Annotated in this window: 12 protein-coding genes; 10 read left to right on the top strand and 2 right to left on the bottom strand. The window is 54.3% G+C overall.

Going from position 1 to position 17,467, the window contains the following annotated elements; all coding sequences use genetic code 11:
• Positions 1 to 344 precede the first annotated feature (344 nt).
• From glgB to NA986_RS13245, 7 genes are all read left to right on the top strand, one after another.
• Positions 345 to 2,531, top strand: coding sequence for a 1,4-alpha-glucan branching enzyme (gene glgB, locus NA986_RS13275; RefSeq protein ID WP_023216694.1), 2,187 nt, complete (start codon positions 345 to 347; stop codon positions 2,529 to 2,531).
• Positions 2,528 to 4,504 (top strand): glycogen debranching protein GlgX, encoded by a 1,977-nt coding sequence (gene glgX, locus NA986_RS13270; RefSeq protein WP_023216693.1) that lies wholly within the window; start codon positions 2,528 to 2,530, stop codon positions 4,502 to 4,504. Before glgB ends, glgX begins: the two co-directional genes overlap by 4 nt.
• A 14-nt stretch (positions 4,505 to 4,518) precedes the next feature.
• A complete protein-coding gene (gene glgC / locus NA986_RS13265) occupies positions 4,519 to 5,814 on the top strand; it encodes a glucose-1-phosphate adenylyltransferase (protein ID WP_000253994.1) in 1,296 nt (431 codons plus the stop codon).
• Positions 5,814 to 7,247, top strand: coding sequence for a glycogen synthase GlgA (gene glgA, locus NA986_RS13260; RefSeq protein WP_001197669.1), 1,434 nt, complete (start codon positions 5,814 to 5,816; stop codon positions 7,245 to 7,247). The genes glgC and glgA overlap by 1 nt, the downstream gene beginning before the upstream one ends.
• A 19-nt stretch (positions 7,248 to 7,266) precedes the next feature.
• On the top strand, positions 7,267 to 9,714 hold the full coding sequence (gene glgP / locus NA986_RS13255; RefSeq protein ID WP_000993424.1) for a glycogen phosphorylase: 2,448 nt from the start codon (positions 7,267 to 7,269) through the stop codon (positions 9,712 to 9,714).
• A 130-nt stretch (positions 9,715 to 9,844) separates the two neighbouring features.
• Positions 9,845 to 11,338 carry a PstS family phosphate ABC transporter substrate-binding protein gene (locus tag NA986_RS13250; RefSeq protein WP_024147211.1) on the top strand — a complete coding sequence of 498 codons (1,494 nt, stop codon included), beginning with the start codon at positions 9,845 to 9,847 and terminating at the stop codon, positions 11,336 to 11,338.
• Positions 11,339 to 11,347: 9 nt separating this feature from the next.
• Positions 11,348 to 11,893 (top strand): hypothetical protein, encoded by a 546-nt coding sequence (locus NA986_RS13245; protein WP_023216691.1) that lies wholly within the window; start codon positions 11,348 to 11,350, stop codon positions 11,891 to 11,893.
• Between the two features lie 46 nt (positions 11,894 to 11,939).
• On the opposite strand, the gene glpD is transcribed toward NA986_RS13245, so the two are convergent.
• The gene (gene glpD, locus NA986_RS13240; RefSeq protein ID WP_000448178.1) at positions 11,940 to 13,448 is read right to left on the bottom strand and encodes a glycerol-3-phosphate dehydrogenase; all 1,509 of its coding nucleotides are present in this window, start codon (positions 13,446 to 13,448) and stop codon (positions 11,940 to 11,942) included.
• A 198-nt stretch (positions 13,449 to 13,646) separates the two neighbouring features.
• On the opposite strand from glpD, the gene glpE reads away from it, so the two are divergent.
• From glpE to NA986_RS13225, 3 genes are all read left to right on the top strand, one after another.
• The gene (glpE, locus tag NA986_RS13235) at positions 13,647 to 13,973 is read left to right on the top strand and encodes a thiosulfate sulfurtransferase GlpE (RefSeq protein WP_000434523.1); all 327 of its coding nucleotides are present in this window, start codon (positions 13,647 to 13,649) and stop codon (positions 13,971 to 13,973) included.
• Positions 13,974 to 14,048: 75 nt separating this feature from the next.
• Positions 14,049 to 14,879, top strand: coding sequence for a rhomboid family intramembrane serine protease GlpG (gene glpG, locus NA986_RS13230; protein ID WP_023216690.1), 831 nt, complete (start codon positions 14,049 to 14,051; stop codon positions 14,877 to 14,879).
• Between the two features lie 93 nt (positions 14,880 to 14,972).
• Positions 14,973 to 15,731, top strand: a complete 759-nt coding sequence (locus NA986_RS13225; RefSeq protein ID WP_000815085.1) for a DeoR/GlpR family transcriptional regulator — start codon at positions 14,973 to 14,975, stop codon at positions 15,729 to 15,731.
• On the opposite strand, the gene rtcR is transcribed toward NA986_RS13225, so the two are convergent.
• Positions 15,728 to 17,311 (bottom strand): RNA repair transcriptional activator RtcR, encoded by a 1,584-nt coding sequence (rtcR, locus tag NA986_RS13220; RefSeq protein ID WP_023216689.1) that lies wholly within the window; start codon positions 17,309 to 17,311, stop codon positions 15,728 to 15,730. The two genes, NA986_RS13225 and rtcR, sit on opposite strands and share 4 nt — an antisense overlap.
• Positions 17,312 to 17,467: the final 156 nt, after the last annotated feature.

The following is a 17,467-nucleotide window of genomic DNA, read 5'->3' as shown; positions in this document are numbered from 1 at the left end:
GCTATTGCAGCGCTTATCGGGCCTGCGTGTGGTTCTGTAGGCCGGATAAGGCGCGCTCGCGCCGCCATCCGGCGGGGGAATTTGTGTTAAACCAGGGGTGCATCGTCACCCTTTTTTTGCGTAATACAGGAGTAAACGCAGATGTTTCATTTTTATCAGGAGTTAAGCAGAGCATTGGCTATTCTTTAAGGGTAGCTTAATCCCACGGGTATTAAGCCTAACCTGAAGGTAGGACGACGCAGATAGGATGCACAGTGTGCTGCGCCGTTCAGGTCAAAGAAGTGTCACTACCTGATGTTGAATTCAGTGAGATGGAGTGACGCCACAAAACAGGATGACAAACCATGTCCAGTCGTATCGATAGAGACGTGATTAATGCGCTAATTGCAGGACATTTTGCGGACCCTTTTTCCGTACTCGGAATGCACCAGACCCAAGCCGGACTAGAAGTCCGCGCCCTATTACCTGACGCCACCGATGTATGGGTGATTGAACCCAAAACCGGACGTAAAGTCGGTAAACTGGAATGTCTCGACGCTCGCGGTTTTTTCTGCGGCGTTTTACCCCGACGTAAAAATTTCTTTCGCTATCAACTCGCCGTGACCTGGCACGGACAGCAGAACCTCATCGACGATCCTTACCGTTTTGGTCCATTAATACAGGAAATGGATGCCTGGCTATTGTCGGAAGGCACCCACCTGCGCCCTTATGAAACGCTGGGCGCGCACGCCGATACGATGGATGGCGTCACCGGCACCCGTTTCTCCGTCTGGGCGCCTAATGCTCGCCGCGTTTCGGTTGTCGGGCAATTCAACTATTGGGATGGGCGTCGCCACCCGATGCGTCTGCGCAAAGAGAGCGGTATTTGGGAGCTGTTTATCCCCGGCGCGCATAATGGACAACTGTATAAATTCGAGCTGCTTGATGCGAACGGTAATCTGCGCATTAAAGCCGATCCCTATGCTTTTGAGGCGCAGATGCGTCCGGAAACGGCGTCGATGATTTGCGGACTGCCGGAGAAAGTGACGCCAAGCGAAGAACGACAAAAAGCCAATCAGTTTGATGCGCCGATCTCGATTTATGAGGTGCATTTAGGTTCATGGCGCCGCCATACGGATAACAATTTCTGGCTGAGCTATCGTGAGCTGGCGGATCAGCTTGTGCCTTACGCCAAATGGATGGGCTTTACGCACCTTGAACTCTTGCCGGTCAACGAACATCCGTTTGACGGCAGTTGGGGCTACCAGCCGACCGGCCTCTACGCGCCGACCCGCCGCTTTGGTACGCGGGACGACTTCCGCTATTTCATCAATGCGGCCCATGCGGCGGGCCTTAACGTCATTCTCGACTGGGTGCCGGGCCATTTCCCGTCCGATGAATTTAGCCTCGCGGAGTTTGACGGCACCCACCTCTATGAGCACAGCGACCCGCGCGAGGGCTATCACCAGGACTGGAATACGCTGATCTACAACTATGGTCGTCGTGAAGTCAGTAATTATCTGGTGGGTAACGCCCTGTACTGGATGGAGCGTTTTGGGATTGATGCGCTGCGTGTCGATGCGGTGGCCTCTATGATCTACCGCGACTACAGCCGCAAAGAGGGCGAGTGGATACCGAACGAGTTCGGCGGTCGTGAAAACCTGGAAGCCATTGAGTTTCTGCGTAATACCAACCGCATTATTGGCGAGCAGGTGCCCGGCGCGGTCAGCATGGCGGAAGAGTCGACAGACTTCTCTGGCGTGACGCGTCCACCGGAAACGGGCGGCCTGGGGTTCTGGTACAAGTGGAATCTGGGCTGGATGCACGACACGCTGGACTACATGAAGCTGGACCCGGTGTACCGCCAGTATCATCACGACAAGCTGACCTTTGGTATGTTGTACAACCATACCGAAAACTTTGTTCTGCCGCTGTCGCACGATGAGGTGGTTCACGGCAAGAAATCCATTCTCGATCGTATGCCGGGCGATGCGTGGCAAAAATTCGCCAACCTGCGCGCCTACTATGGCTGGATGTGGGCCTTCCCCGGCAAGAAACTGCTGTTTATGGGGAATGAGTTTGCCCAGGGACGCGAGTGGAACCATGACGCCAGCCTCGACTGGCACCTGCTGGAGGGCGGCGATAACTGGCACCACGGGGTTCAGCGTCTGGTACGCGATCTCAACCACACCTATCGCCACCATAAAGCGTTGCATGAGCTGGATTTTGATGCTTACGGCTTTGAGTGGCTGGTGGTCGATGACAATGAACGCTCGGTACTGATTTTTGTACGCCGTGATAAAGCCGGTAACGAGATCATCGTCGCCAGCAACTTTACGCCCGTTCCTCGCCACGACTACCGCTTTGGCATCAACCAGCCGGGACGCTGGCGTGAAATTCTCAATACTGATTCGATGCATTATCACGGTAGCAACACCGGCAACGGTGGCGTGGTGCACAGCGATAAGATCGAAAGCCATGGCCGTCAGCACTCTCTTAACCTGACGTTACCGCCGTTGGCGACGATCTGGCTGATGCGGGAGGGGGAATGACGCAGCTTGCGATCGGCGAAGCAACGCCGCATGGCGCAACGTATGACGGTCATGGCGTGAATTTCACGCTCTTTTCCGCTCATGCGGAGCGCGTAGAGCTGTGCGTTTTTGATTCCCAAGGGAATGAGCGTCGCTATGACCTGCCAGGACGTCGCGGCGATGTCTGGCATGGTTATCTGGCAGGCGCCAGGCCAGGTTTGCGCTATGGCTATCGCGTACATGGCCCGTGGCAGCCAGCGCAGGGGCATCGGTTTAATCCGGCGAAGTTACTGCTTGACCCTTATGCGCGCCGGGTCGAGGGCGAACTAAAAGATCATCCGCTGTTGCACGGCGGACACGATGAACCGGACTACCGCGATAACGCGGCGGTGGCGCCGAAAAGCGTGGTAATCAGCGACCATTATGACTGGGAAGATGACGCCGCGCCGCGCACGCCGTGGGGAAAAACGGTCATCTATGAAGCACATGTCAAAGGGCTTACCTACCTGCATCCGGAACTCCCCCAGGAGATACGCGGTACCTATAAAGCGCTCGGTCATCCGGTCATGGTGGCGTACTTCAAACAGCTTGGCATTACGGCGCTGGAACTGTTGCCGGTGGCGCAGTTTGCCAGCGAGCCGCGCCTGCAACGTATGGGGCTGACCAATTATTGGGGTTATAACCCGATGGCGATGTTCGCGCTGCATCCCGCCTGGGCCAGTTCGCCCGAGACGGCGCTGGACGAGTTTCGCGATGCGGTGAAAGCGCTGCATCGCGCGGGGATTGAGGTCATTCTGGACATCGTATTAAACCATAGCGCCGAGCTGGATCTGGACGGTCCAACCTTCTCCCTGCGCGGAATTGATAACCGTAGCTATTATTGGATAAGGGACGATGGCGATTATCACAACTGGACGGGGTGCGGCAACACGCTCAATTTAAGCCATCCCGGCGTGGTGGAATACGCGTGCGAGTGTTTGCGCTATTGGGTGGAAACCTGTCATGTCGATGGTTTTCGTTTTGATTTGGCGTCCGTCATGGGGCGCACGCCGACGTTTCGCCAGGATGCGCCGCTGTTTGCCGCGATTAAAGCGTGTCCTGTGTTATCAACGGTCAAGCTGATTGCTGAACCGTGGGATATTGGCGAGGGCGGCTATCAGGTCGGGAATTTTCCGCCACCGTTTGCCGAGTGGAACGATCATTTTCGCGATGCGGCCCGCCGATTCTGGTTGCCGCGTAACCTGACGACCGGGGAGTTTGCCTGTCGTTTCGCCGCTTCCAGCGATGTGTTTAAACGCAATGGCCGCGCGCCCGGCGCCTCTGTCAATCTGCTCACGGCGCATGACGGTTTTACGCTCCGGGACTGCGTCTGTTTCAATCAGAAACACAATGAGGCGAACGGTGAGGAAAATCGCGACGGCACCAACAGCAATTACAGCGACAATCATGGTAAAGAAGGATTAGGCGGTCCGCTTGATTTAATGGAGCGGCGGCGCGACAGCATTCATGCCCTGCTGGCGACGCTACTGCTCTCTCAGGGAACGCCGATGCTGCTGGCAGGCGATGAACATGGCCATAGCCAGCACGGCAACAATAACGCCTACTGTCAGGATAATGCCTTAACCTGGCTGGACTGGCAGCAGGCAAACCGTGGGTTAACCACGTTTACCGCCGCGCTGATTCGTTTGCGTCAGCAGATACCGGCTTTAACCGGCAATAGCTGGTGGGAAGAAGGCGATGGCAACGTGCGTTGGCTAAATAAAAACGCGCAACCCTTGAGTGCGGATGAGTGGCAAAACGGGCCTAAGCTGATGCAAATTCTGTTGTCGGACCGTTTTCTGATTGCGATAAATGCCACGCTTGAGGTGACAGATATAGTTTTACCCGAAGGGGAATGGCGCGCCGTTCCCCCATTCGCTGGAGAGGATAATCCGGTGATAACGGCGGTCTGGCAGGGACCTGCGCATGGACTGTGTGTGTTCCAGAGAGGATAAAAAAGGAGTTAATCATGGTGAGTTTAGAGAAGAACGATCGTGTAATGTTGGCGCGCCAGCTGCCATTGAAATCTGTTGCCCTAATCCTGGCCGGCGGCCGCGGCACGCGTCTAAAAGATTTAACGAACAAACGCGCCAAACCAGCCGTCCACTTTGGTGGGAAGTTCCGCATCATCGATTTCGCCTTATCTAATTGTCTGAACTCCGGGATTCGCCGTATCGGCGTGATCACTCAGTATCAGTCCCATACGCTGGTGCAGCATATTCAGCGCGGCTGGTCACTGTTTAGCGAAGAGATGAACGAATTTGTCGATCTGCTGCCAGCCCAACAGCGTATGAAGGGCGAAAACTGGTATCGCGGCACGGCAGACGCGGTGACCCAGAACCTGGATATTATTCGTCGCTATAAAGCGGAATATGTCGTCATCCTGGCAGGCGATCATATCTACAAGCAGGACTACTCGCGTATGTTGATCGATCACGTTGAAAAGGGCGCGCGTTGCACGGTGGCCTGTATGCCGGTGCCGATCAAAGAAGCGACGGCGTTCGGCGTGATGGCGGTCGATGAAAGCGACAAGATTATTGATTTTGTCGAAAAACCGGCGAATCCCCCCGCGATGCCTGGTGACGCCAGCAAAGCGCTGGCCAGTATGGGCATTTACGTTTTTGACGCCGATTACCTGTATGAATTGCTGGCGGCAGACGATAAAGATGACGCGTCCAGCCACGATTTCGGTAAAGACATTATCCCCAAAATCACCCGCGAAGGTATGGCTTACGCGCATCCTTTCCCGCTCTCCTGCGTGCAGTCCGATCCGCAAGCCGAACCGTACTGGCGCGATGTAGGTACGCTGGAAGCTTACTGGAAGGCGAACCTGGATTTAGCCTCGGTGACGCCGGAGCTGGATATGTATGACCAGAACTGGCCTATCCGTACGCATATGGAATCGCTACCGCCTGCGAAATTCGTGCAGGACCGCTCCGGTAGCCACGGTATGACGCTGAACTCGCTGGTCTCCGGCGGCTGCATTATCTCCGGTTCGGTGGTGGTGCAATCTGTGCTCTTCCCACGGGTGAGAATAAATTCTTTTTGTAATATTGATTCGGCAGTGTTGTTACCTGAGGTTTGGGTAGGGCGCTCCTGCCGTTTACGTCGCTGTGTTATTGACCGTGCCTGTATTATCCCGGAAGGCATGGTGATTGGTGAAAATGCGGAAGAGGACGCTCGTCGTTTCTACCGTTCAGAAGAAGGTATTGTACTGGTCACGCGTGAAATGCTGCGCAAACTGCAGGTCAAACAGGAGCGATAATGCAGGTTTTACATGTATGTTCAGAGATGTTCCCCCTGCTGAAGACTGGGGGGCTGGCGGATGTGATAGGCGCGTTGCCTGCGGCACAAATTGCGGATGGTGTTGATGTTCGCGTTCTGCTTCCAGGGTTTCCCGATATCCGTCGGGGGATACCCGACGCGCATGTGGTGAGCCGCCGCGATACTTTCGCAGGTAAGATATCGCTGCTGTTCGGGCATTATAACGGCGTGGGCATTTATCTGATCGACGCGCCGCATCTGTACGAGCGTCCAGGCAGTCCCTATCACGATACGAATTTATATGCCTATACCGATAACGTGCTGCGCTTTGCCCTGTTAGGGTGGGTCGGCTGTGAAATGGCCTGCGGACTTGATCCATTCTGGCGCCCCGACGTGGTGCACGCCCATGACTGGCACGCCGGGCTGGCGCCCGCCTATCTGGCGGCGCGCGGGCGGCCGGCGAAATCGGTCTTTACCGTACACAACCTGGCCTATCAAGGCATGTTTTATGCAAAGCATATGGATGACATCGAACTGCCGTGGTCATTCTTTAATATGCATGGGCTGGAGTTCAACGGACAACTCTCCTTTTTGAAGGCCGGTTTGTACTATGCCGACCATATTACGGCGGTGAGCCCGACCTATGCGCGTGAAATTACTGAACCGCAGTTTGCTTATGGTATGGAAGGCCTGCTGCGCCAGCGTCATCTGGAAGGGCGCTTGTCCGGCATACTGAACGGCGTGGATGAGAAGATCTGGAATCCGGAATCCGATCTGCTGCTGGCGTCGCGCTACACGCGCGATACCCTGGAAGAGAAGGCGGAAAACAAACGTCAGCTACAAATTGCGATGGGGTTGAAGGTTAACGACAAAGTGCCGCTGTTCGCCGTGGTAAGCCGTCTGACCAACCAGAAAGGTCTGGATCTGGTGCTGGAGGCGTTACCGGGGCTGCTGGAGCAGGGCGGGCAGTTGGCGCTACTCGGCGCGGGCGATCCGGTGCTTCAGGAAGGGTTCCTCGCGGCGGCGGCGGAACACCCAGGGCAGGTTGGCGTACAGATCGGCTATCACGAAGCTTTCTCGCATCGCATTATGGGGGGCGCGGACGTTATTCTGGTGCCCAGTCGTTTCGAACCGTGCGGCTTAACGCAGTTATATGGCTTAAAGTATGGCACGCTGCCTCTGGTGCGGCGTACCGGGGGGTTGGCCGATACGGTCTCCGACAGTTCGCTGGAAAATCTGGCGGACGGTATCGCCAGCGGTTTTGTCTTCGAAGACAGTAACGCCTGGTCGTTGCTACGCGCGATTCGGCGTGCTTTTGTGTTGTGGTCACGGCCTTCGCTTTGGCGGTTTGTACAACGGCAGGCGATGGCGATGGATTTTAGCTGGCAAGTTGCCGCGAAATCATACCGCGAGCTGTACTATCGCTTGAAATAGTCATCCAGGAATCATTTATATGAATGCTCCGTTTACTTATGCATCGCCCACTCTCAGCGTTGAGGCGCTTAAGCATTCTATTGCCTATAAGCTGATGTTTACGATTGGTAAAGACCCGGTCATTGCCAATAAACACGAATGGCTGAACGCCACGTTGTTCGCGGTGCGCGATCGTCTGGTGGAGCGCTGGCTGCGTTCTAATCGAGCCCAATTATCGCAGGAAACCCGGCAGGTTTATTACCTGTCGATGGAGTTTTTGATTGGTCGTACTCTCTCTAACGCGCTGCTCTCGTTGGGCATTTATGACGACGTTAAAGGCGCGCTGGAGGCCATGGGCTTAGATCTCGAAGAGCTGATCGATGAAGAGAATGACCCAGGGCTTGGCAACGGCGGCTTAGGACGGCTGGCGGCTTGCTTCCTGGACTCGCTGGCGACGCTAGGATTACCGGGTCGCGGGTATGGCATTCGCTACGACTACGGCATGTTTAAGCAGAATATTGTCGACGGGCGGCAAAAAGAGTCTCCGGATTACTGGCTGGAATATGGCAACCCGTGGGAGTTCAAGCGCCACAATACGCGCTATAAGGTGCTTTTTGGCGGTCGCATTCAGCAGGAAGGTAAAAAAGCGCGTTGGATTGAGACGGAAGAGATTCTGGCCGTCGCGTATGATCAGATCATCCCCGGTTACGACACCGACGCCACTAACACACTGCGGCTGTGGAATGCGCAGGCCAGTAGTGAAATCAACCTCGGTAAATTCAACCAGGGCGACTACTTTGCGGCGGTGGAAGATAAAAACCACTCTGAGAACGTTTCACGGGTGCTCTATCCGGACGATTCCACCTATTCCGGACGAGAGCTACGCCTGCGCCAGGAGTATTTCCTGGTCTCGGCGACAGTGCAGGATATCCTGCACCGTCATTATCAACTGCATAAAACCTATGAGAATCTGGCGGATAAAATCGCCATTCACCTCAATGATACGCATCCGGTGCTGTCAATTCCGGAGCTGATGCGCCTGCTGATTGATGAACATAAATTTAGCTGGGACGACGCGTTTGAGGTGTGCTGTCAGGTCTTCTCTTACACCAACCATACGCTGATGAGCGAGGCGCTGGAAACCTGGCCCGTCGATATGCTGGGGAAAATTCTGCCCCGTCACCTGCAGATTATCTTCGAGATTAACGACTATTTCCTGAAAACGTTGCAGGAGCAATATCCCAACGATACCAGCCTGCTTGGACGCGCGTCGATTATTGATGAGTCGAACGGCCGCCGGGTACGGATGGCCTGGCTGGCGGTGGTGGTCAGCCATAAAGTCAACGGCGTTTCTGAACTCCATTCCAACCTGATGGTGCAGTCGCTGTTCGCGGATTTTGCGAAGATTTTCCCGACCCGTTTTTGTAACGTCACGAACGGCGTTACGCCGCGCCGCTGGCTGGCGCTGGCAAACCCGCCGCTTTCTGACGTGCTGGATGAGAATATTGGTCGTACCTGGCGTACCGATCTTAGTCAGCTCAGCGAGCTGAAGCAGCATTGTGATTATCCGCTGGTCAATCATGCGGTGCGTCAGGCGAAGCTGGAAAATAAAAAGCGGCTGGCGGTAGTGATAGCGCAACAACTGAATGTGGTGGTGAACCCTAAAGCGTTATTTGACGTGCAGATTAAGCGTATTCACGAATACAAGCGGCAGTTGATGAATGTACTGCATGTCATTACCCGCTATAACCGCATTAAAGAAAATCCGGAGGCCGACTGGGTGCCGCGGGTGAATATTTTTGCCGGTAAGGCGGCTTCCGCCTATTACATGGCAAAACACATTATTCATCTGATCAACGACGTGGCGAAAGTGATTAACAACGATCCGCAGATTGGCGACAAGCTGAAAGTGGTGTTTATCCCGAACTACAGCGTCAGCCTGGCGCAGGTGATCATTCCCGCTGCCGACCTGTCTGAGCAGATTTCGCTGGCAGGGACAGAAGCTTCCGGCACCAGTAATATGAAATTTGCCCTGAACGGCGCGCTCACCATTGGTACGCTGGATGGCGCGAACGTAGAGATGCAGGAGCATGTCGGCGAGGAGAATATCTTTATCTTCGGTAATACTGCAGAAGAGGTGGAAGCGTTGCGCAGGCAGGGTTATAAGCCTCGCGACTATTATGAAAAAGATGAAGAGCTACATCAGGTACTGACGCAGATTGGTAGCGGCGTCTTTAATCCGGAAGAGCCAGGCCGTTACCGCGATCTGGTTGATTCGCTGATTAACTTTGGCGATCACTATCAGGTGCTGGCGGACTACCGCAGCTACGTGGACTGCCAGGATAAGGTGGATGAGTTGTATCGTCGCCCGGAAGAATGGACGACGAAAGCGATGCTCAACATTGCCAATATGGGCTACTTCTCATCGGACAGAACCATCAAAGAGTATGCCGAAAATATCTGGCATATTGATCCGGTGCGGTTGTAGCGGTTTAACGCTTGAGAACGGGGCCAAACGGCCCCGTTTTTTATGCGTGTATTTCGGAAAAGTGCGGGGGAAGGGGGAGATATCTGCAGGTTTATACTTTGCGCTGATACAGGGATGGGTGAAGCAAAATATGAAGATGCAAAGGAGCTTAACATCATTGGTGATGGCGTTTATCGGCGTGCCGCTGCTGGTGAACATTATTACGGTTATCGTGGGGGGAATGTGGGCGTGCATTAGCGTTCTTGAAAATAGTATCCCCGTCGCGCAATCTATTGAGAAGGCGACCATTATCCCGGTAGCGCTTCTGGGCGCAGGGTTAATTTTTCTCTGTGGCCGAATATGGGGAAAGGGAAATGCATCAGAGGTAAATCCAGAATGGCGTGATTGCTGCCTGCTTATGCCCGCTCTGGTGGTGCTGATGGGGTGGGTCATCCTGATGTTTCTCACCGATCTTAATATTCGCGCGATAGGGCGTAAACCCATCGCCCAGGTGGTGCAAACGCTTTGGTTAGTACCCAGCGTAATATCCTTTTTCAACGACTGGGTATGGGCAGTGTTGCTCATCCCGGTTGGCTCGCAGCTCTGTTTTGCATTAGGGTATGGCGGTGCGCGTTGGGGAGTGCTACGCGGCGGTGCGGGCTACACTTGTCGTAACCTGCTGGTGATTTGTCTGCTGTTTTTCGGGAGCTGTGCCGTATACCAGTCACATCTTTATGCCGTGAAGTATCCCGCTCCCGAGAGCAGTGAATATCTTTATTTCCGCGATTATCAGGCGCACACATGGGGCAACAAGCTAACCGGGCTGCGCGATGAACCGACACTTTTGCTCACTCAAAATTGGCCGCGGCTCGATGGCGCAACGGCTGGCTTGCCGTTATACGCCTCGGCTTTTTATGCGCTTACGCGCTTTCCGGATGATATCTGCCCTGAAGACTACCTTGAAAACCAGGGAACCATTGAAGCCTATCAAAATATCCTTAACGGTAATGCCGATCTTATTTTTGTCGCCCAGCCTTCCACTGCTCAAAAGCAATTGGCCGAGGCCAGTGGCGTAAAACTGGTTTACACCCCCTTTGCACGTGAAGCGTTTGTGTTTATCGTCAACCAAAACAATCCCGTGTCATCGTTGAGTGATGTACAAATTCGCGGCATTTTTAGCGGAAGAATCACCCACTGGAATGAGGTAGGCGGAGAGGCAATCGACATTAAGCCCTGGCAGCGACCGGAAAACTCTGGCAGCCAAACGGCGATGCTGGCGAAGGTAATGAAAGAAACAAAGCTGATGCCAGCGCAAAAAACATCAGTGGCAACCGCGATGGGGGAAATGGTGGATATCGTGGCTGAGTATCGCAATACGCACAACGCCATTGGCTATACCTTTCGTTATTACGCTACGCAGATGCACAGCAATAAAGAGATTAAATTACTGGCGATAAACGATGTTGCGCCGACGGTTGAAAATATTCGTAACGGCAGTTACCCATACACGGTTGATGTTTATATGGTCACCCGTGAACACCCCACAGCGGAAACACAAAAGCTGGTGGACTGGTTTCTAAGCCCGCAGGGGCAGCAGTTGGTGCAGGATGTGGGATATGTGCCGCTGTATCCGGCCGCGAAATAAAGGGATTAAATGGAAGAGGTTAAACTATATGTGGAACTGGTTGGCGTAGACCCGGTCAGCGGCGCTGGTATTCGTATTGCACGGCGTGAATCCACTTCGTGGCATAAAGATATTGTTGCTGAGCTGATTAATCAGGTTCTTCGGTGTGGTGCGGCATTAATCATCGTCGCTGTGCTGACCGCCTGCGATGATCGCCAGGTAAGCTATTTTCCTGATTATGCCGCCATACCGGAGCAATCCGGTATCTGGACCTGGCTACCTGTGTTCTTTCCATCGTCCGCCAGTGAAATAGAGATGACGTTTAACCTGGACAGCAATCTTTTTTATGCTGACTTTAGCGTGGCCGACGGTGATAAACGCGCGCATTTTGAAAGCGTGCTGGGGGAGGAGAGCGTGGTTCATTATGCCAACATTTCTCATAAAAGCTGGTGTAAAACGGGGAAAACTCTCTGGAATAGCGAAGCGCGGGCAAAACCCTTCTTTATTACCAAAATAAGTGTCGATCGCTACCGTATCACTAATCATATGCCCGGCTGTACAAAACCCGGCGAGTGAATGCGGTATGTGGCGAAAAGGGCGGTATAAACCGCCCCGGATTTTATTACGACGCCAGTGAAAGTTGGTGTTTCTCAACATACGCCGCCAGCCACTGGGTGATGCGGGACTGCTGCTCGGCGGTCAGCCACATGCCTTCTTTGGTGCGACGCCAGATAGCGTCTTCAGTACGGCGCACCCATTCGTGATCCACCAGGTACTTGAGTTCCGCTTCGTAAAACTCATGACCGAAATCTTCGCCTAAATCAAGCAGTGACGTGGCTTCGCCGAGAATCCACTCCGTGTTGCTGCCGTAAGTGCGCGAATAGTGGCGCGCCAGCGATTCCGTCAGGAATGGGTAACGACGACGCAGCTTCGCCGCGTAATCTTCGCGGCTGCCGTCGATGTCGCCGCCGGGCAGTACGCACGTTTTGGTCCATGCCGGCCCGATGCCTGGATAATAAGACGCCAGTTTTTCCATCGCGTGTTCGGCCAGCTTACGGTAGGTCGTGAGCTTACCGCCAAACACGGAAAGCAGCGGCGCTTTGCCGTTTTCATCATGGATATCAAGGGTATAATCGCGAGTGATCGCCTGCGGTGAGTCGGACTCATCATCGCACAGCGGACGGACGCCGGAGTACGTCCAGACGATGTCATCGCGCCCCAGTTGTTTCTGGAAGTGCGCGTTATAGACCTTCAACAGGTAATTAATTTCGCTCTCTTCAATTTTTACCGCTTTCGGATCGCCTTTATATTCGACATCGGTTGTGCCAATGATCGAAAACTCTTCCATCCACGGAATGACAAAGACGATACGCTTATCTTCGTTTTGCAGAATATACGCCTGCTTCTGATTATGGACGCGCGGCACGACGATATGGCTGCCTTTGATCAGGCGGATGCCATACGGCGACGGCAGATGCATCCCTTCGTCGAAGAACTGTTTGACCCACGGTCCGGTGGCGTTAACCAGTCCGCGCGCCTGCCAGACATATTTTTTACCGGTGTCGATATCTTCCGCTTCGACAATCCACAGGCCATTTTCCCTGCGAGCGGCGGTTGCGCGAGTACGGGTAAGGACTTCGCCGCCTTTACGCACCACCATCTGTGCGTTAGCCAGCACCAGACGCGCATCGTCTACCCAGCAGTCGGAATATTCGAATCCGCGCACGATTTCAGGTTTGAGCACCGAATCTGCGCCAAACCGCACACCGGTGGAACCGGGTAAACTGGTACGTTTGCCGAGGTGATCGTACATAAACAGACCGATACGGATCATCCAGGCCGGACGTAAATGCGGGCGGTGCGGCAGACGAAAACGCATCGGGAAGGCGATGTGCGGCGCCATTTTCAACAGCACTTCACGTTCTGCCAGCGCTTCGCTGACCAGACGGAACTCGTAGTGCTCAAGGTAGCGTAAGCCGCCGTGGATAAGTTTCGAACTGGCGGAAGAGGTTGCGCAGGCCAAATCCTGCGCTTCCAGCATGAGTACGGACAAACCGCGTCCGGCGGCATCAGCCGCGATGCCTGCACCGTTAATGCCCCCGCCTATCACGATCAGATCTTTGGTTTCCATGCTGCCCTCTTGCACTTTCGTTAAAGTTCAAAAATGTTCGTTATCGAACATAATAGCAAAGAAACGCGCTATTGGTAACATCGAAAAAACATTTTAGAGTGATATGTATAACATTATGGCGTTAAGCTACTCCGTCAACGTACACTGGGCGATAAAATGCCTTAATTGGCTTCACCGGCAATAATGAAAGAGCGATTCATGGAACAATTTGAATGTATCACTGTAGAAGAGGCGTATCAGAAACTGCACCAGGGCGCGGCGGTGCTGGTCGATATTCGCGATCCGCAAAGTTATGCCATGGGTCATGCGCCGCAGGCGTTTCACTTGACTAACGATACGCTGGGCGCGTTTATGCGTGAGCATGGTTTCGATACCGCCGTGATGGTAATGTGCTATCACGGCAACAGTAGTAAAGGCGCCGCGCAGTATCTGCTCCAGCAAGGCTATGATGCGGTTTACAGCATTGACGGCGGGTTTGAGGCCTGGCATCGCCGTTTCCCTGCCGATGTCGCGAATGGCGCGTAATCCCATAAAGATGCAGCCTCCGACGAGAAGGGTATATATACTGTCTTCTTTTGTATGGACTAAGCGACAGCAATAATGTTGATGATTACTTCCTTTGCGAATCCTCGCGTGGCGCAGGCATTTGTTGATTACATGGCCACCCAGGGCGTCATTCTTACTATTCAGCAACATAATCAAAGCGATATCTGGTTGGCAGATGAATCGCAGGCCGAACGTGTGCGGGTCGAGCTGGCGCGGTTTATAGAAAATCCCGGCGATCCGCGTTATCTGGCGGCTAGCTGGCAGTCCGGGCAGACTAACAGCGGGCTACGCTACCGCCGTTTTCCCTTTCTCGCCACGCTGCGTGAACGAGCCGGCCCTGTTACCTGGATCGTGATGCTCGCCTGCGTGCTGGTCTATATTGCGATGAGTCTCATCGGCGATCAGACGGTGATGGTGTGGCTGGCGTGGCCGTTCGATCCGGTTTTAAAATTTGAATTCTGGCGCTACTTCACCCATATCTTTATGCACTTCTCACTGATGCATATTCTTTTTAACCTGCTGTGGTGGTGGTATCTCGGCGGGGCGGTAGAGAAGCGCCTGGGCAGCGGTAAATTAATCGTCATTACGGTGATAAGCGCGCTGCTAAGCGGCTATGTACAGCATAAATTTAGCGGCCCGTGGTTTGGCGGACTGTCTGGCGTCGTCTATGCGCTGATGGGGTACGTGTGGCTGCGCGGAGAGCGCGATCCGCAAAGCGGAATTTACCTCCAGCGCGGCTTAATTATTTTTGCATTATTGTGGATAGTCGCTGGTTGGTTTGACTGGTTTGGCATGTCTATGGCGAACGGCGCGCACATCGCTGGGCTTATCGTCGGTTTAGCGATGGCCTTTGTTGATACGCTGAATGCGCGAAAACGAACGTGAGGCGTATCCGGCCTGTGGTCGAGATATTTTTCCAGGCCGGGTAGGGCGAATGTCGCTATCCGGCGCAAGGTTGGTTACTTTCAGAGATTATTCATGAAACAAACACAACGGCATGACGCGATCATTGAACTGGTGAAAAAACAGGGGTACGTCAGTACGGAAGAGCTGGTGGAGCATTTTTCTGTCAGCCCGCAAACCATTCGTCGGGATCTTAACGATCTGGCGGAACAGAATATGATTTTGCGCCACCACGGCGGCGCGGCGTTGCCCTCCAGCTCAGTGAACACGCCGTGGCACGATCGTAAGGCGACGCAAACGGAAGAAAAAGAGCGCATCGCTCGCAAAGTCGCGGCCCAGATCCCCAATGGTTCAACGCTGTTTATTGATATCGGCACGACGCCGGAAGCCGTAGCGCACGCCCTGTTAGGGCACAGTAATTTGCGGATCGTGACCAACAATTTGAACGTAGCGAACACGCTAATGGCGAAAGAGGATTTTCGTATTATCCTCGCTGGCGGCGAACTCCGTAGCCGCGACGGCGGCATTATTGGCGAAGCGACGCAGGACTTTATCGCCCAGTTCCGTCTCGATTTCGGCATTCTCGGTATTAGCGGTATTGATAGCGACGGCTCGTTGCTGGAATTTGACTACCATGAGGTACGCACCAAGCGCGCGATTATCGAAAATTCGCGCCACGTGATGCTGGTGGTGGATCACTCTAAATTTGGCCGTAACGCGATGGTAAACATGGGCAGCATTAGTATGGTCGATGCGGTCTACACCGATACCCTGCCGCCGCCGGGCGTGATGCAGGTGTTGACGGAGAACCATATTCAACTGGAGCTGTGTTAATTCTGTAAAACGTCCCACGTCAGACCAAAACGCGCCAGGTATTTACGCAGCCGGTCAGCGTCATTCACCGTGGCTTTCCCCTGACGGGAAACGTTGAATAGCTGCCGCCCGGCGTCGGAAAGGGTTTTCGCCTGGCGGCAGACCGCAACGACGTTTTCCAGTTGCATACGGTCAAACAGATCCAGCGCCGTTGCGTCAATGCCCGGCAGTCCGTCGAGCGCGGAGGGGCGATGGTCATTCCAGCTATAGCGCAAACGCGCGATTTCATCGTCTACCGTTTCGACCGTGATTCGCCCGTTGTCCGCCAGCGTCGCCATGCGGGTGACGCTGGCGGAGAGTTCGCGGAAGTTACCGCGCCAGGCGGCCTGCGGCGAGGTGGCGAAGCTCAGCCAGGCGCGGCGCGCTTCGGTATTAAAACGCACGCTGTCGCCGGTTAGCGCCGCGTGGCGTTCTAGTTCGTAGTCAAGGTTTGGTTCAATATCTTCCTGGCGCTGACGCAGGCCCGGTAGTTCGAAGGTCCAGAGATTAATGCGCGCGTACAGGTCTTCGCGGAATGTCCCCTCCGCCACTCGCTGGCGCAGGTCGCGCACCGTGCCGGCAATCAACTGGAAATCGCTGCTGACCTGCTGGTCGCTGCCGAAAGGGTAAAAGCGTTTCTCTTCAATGGCTTTCAGCAACATGGCCTGTTCATCCGCGCCCAGCTCTCCCACTTCGTCAAGAAACAACATACCGCCGTCGGCGCTGCGCAGCAGTCCCGCACGCTCCTCTCTCGCGCCGGTAAACGCCCCCTTAACGTGGCCGAACAGCGCCGACATCGCCGTGTCGCCGCGCAGGGTGGCGCAGTTCACTTCGACAAATGGGCCGCTGAACTGGTGGCGGGCCAGTTTTAGTTCATAGATGCGGCGGGCGAGCAACGACTTGCCCGCGCCGGTCGGGCCGTTGAGCAGGATTGGCGAACGGGAGCGTATCGCGACGCGCTCAATTTGCTCAATCATCCGGTTGAAACACGGGTTGCGGGTTGCAATGCCGGACTTCAGGAAGTTGAGCGTCTCCTCCCGCTCCTGGGCGAAGCGGGTGGCGATGTCATTGTAGCGGCTGAGGTCGAGGTCAATAATCGTCACGTCGCCCGTGCTATGCGGTTTATCTTTTTTGCGCGGCGGCGAGGTCTGCGCTAATCGCGCCGGTAGATAGCGCGCCTCCGCCAGCAGGAACCAGCAGATCTGCGCGACGTGGGTGCCGGTGGTGATATGAATCAGATAGTCTTCATCTTCGGGATGAAAGGTATGGCTGCGGGCGAAATCGTGCAGGCAGGCGTAAACCTCTTCGAAGTCCCACGGGTTGCGGATCGCGATTTCTACGCCGACGACTTCCGTTTCCGGCGAGACGCTGGCGATATCCTTCTTTAATCCTTCAAACAGCGAGCGAGAGCGGGCATCGTACAGCAGTTCCAGGCGGTGAACGACCAGCGTCTCCTGCTGGCACAGACACAAAGTAGGGCGCCATTTTTCCCAACGCTGACTGCCGCGTCCTGCATAGTCGAGCACCGTACCGACAAAACCAAAGGCCACCGTTTTTCGCATCTTAGATTTCCTTCTAAAAGACGAGATAATTTTATCGCTTTTTAATGGCTGCCGTGCAGGCATTTTTCTTTCACTTGAACACTAAAGAAATAAATTAGTTAAAAATCAATAAATTATAAAATAATTTATTTTCTGGCACGCTGGTTGCAATAACTC

The organism is Salmonella sp. NW177 (assembly GCF_051811585.1).
Classification (GTDB): Bacteria; Pseudomonadota; Gammaproteobacteria; order Enterobacterales; family Enterobacteriaceae; genus Salmonella; species Salmonella enterica.
Note: the sequence above shows the minus strand (reverse complement) of the source record. Positions and strands in the feature narration are given on the sequence as shown.

Coding starts and splice junctions, on each gene's coding strand:
- glgB (WP_023216694.1), top strand. CDS start 345: ATGTCCAGTCGTATCGATAGAGACGTGATTAATGCGCTAATTGCAGGA.
- glgX (WP_023216693.1), top strand. CDS start 2,528: ATGACGCAGCTTGCGATCGGCGAAGCAACGCCGCATGGCGCAACGTAT.
- glgC (WP_000253994.1), top strand. CDS start 4,519: ATGGTGAGTTTAGAGAAGAACGATCGTGTAATGTTGGCGCGCCAGCTG.
- glgA (WP_001197669.1), top strand. CDS start 5,814: ATGCAGGTTTTACATGTATGTTCAGAGATGTTCCCCCTGCTGAAGACT.
- glgP (WP_000993424.1), top strand. CDS start 7,267: ATGAATGCTCCGTTTACTTATGCATCGCCCACTCTCAGCGTTGAGGCG.
- NA986_RS13250 (WP_024147211.1), top strand. CDS start 9,845: ATGAAGATGCAAAGGAGCTTAACATCATTGGTGATGGCGTTTATCGGC.
- NA986_RS13245 (WP_023216691.1), top strand. CDS start 11,348: ATGGAAGAGGTTAAACTATATGTGGAACTGGTTGGCGTAGACCCGGTC.
- glpD (WP_000448178.1), bottom strand. CDS start 13,448: ATGGAAACCAAAGATCTGATCGTGATAGGCGGGGGCATTAACGGTGCA.
- glpE (WP_000434523.1), top strand. CDS start 13,647: ATGGAACAATTTGAATGTATCACTGTAGAAGAGGCGTATCAGAAACTG.
- glpG (WP_023216690.1), top strand. CDS start 14,049: ATGTTGATGATTACTTCCTTTGCGAATCCTCGCGTGGCGCAGGCATTT.
- NA986_RS13225 (WP_000815085.1), top strand. CDS start 14,973: ATGAAACAAACACAACGGCATGACGCGATCATTGAACTGGTGAAAAAA.
- rtcR (WP_023216689.1), bottom strand. CDS start 17,311: ATGCGAAAAACGGTGGCCTTTGGTTTTGTCGGTACGGTGCTCGACTAT.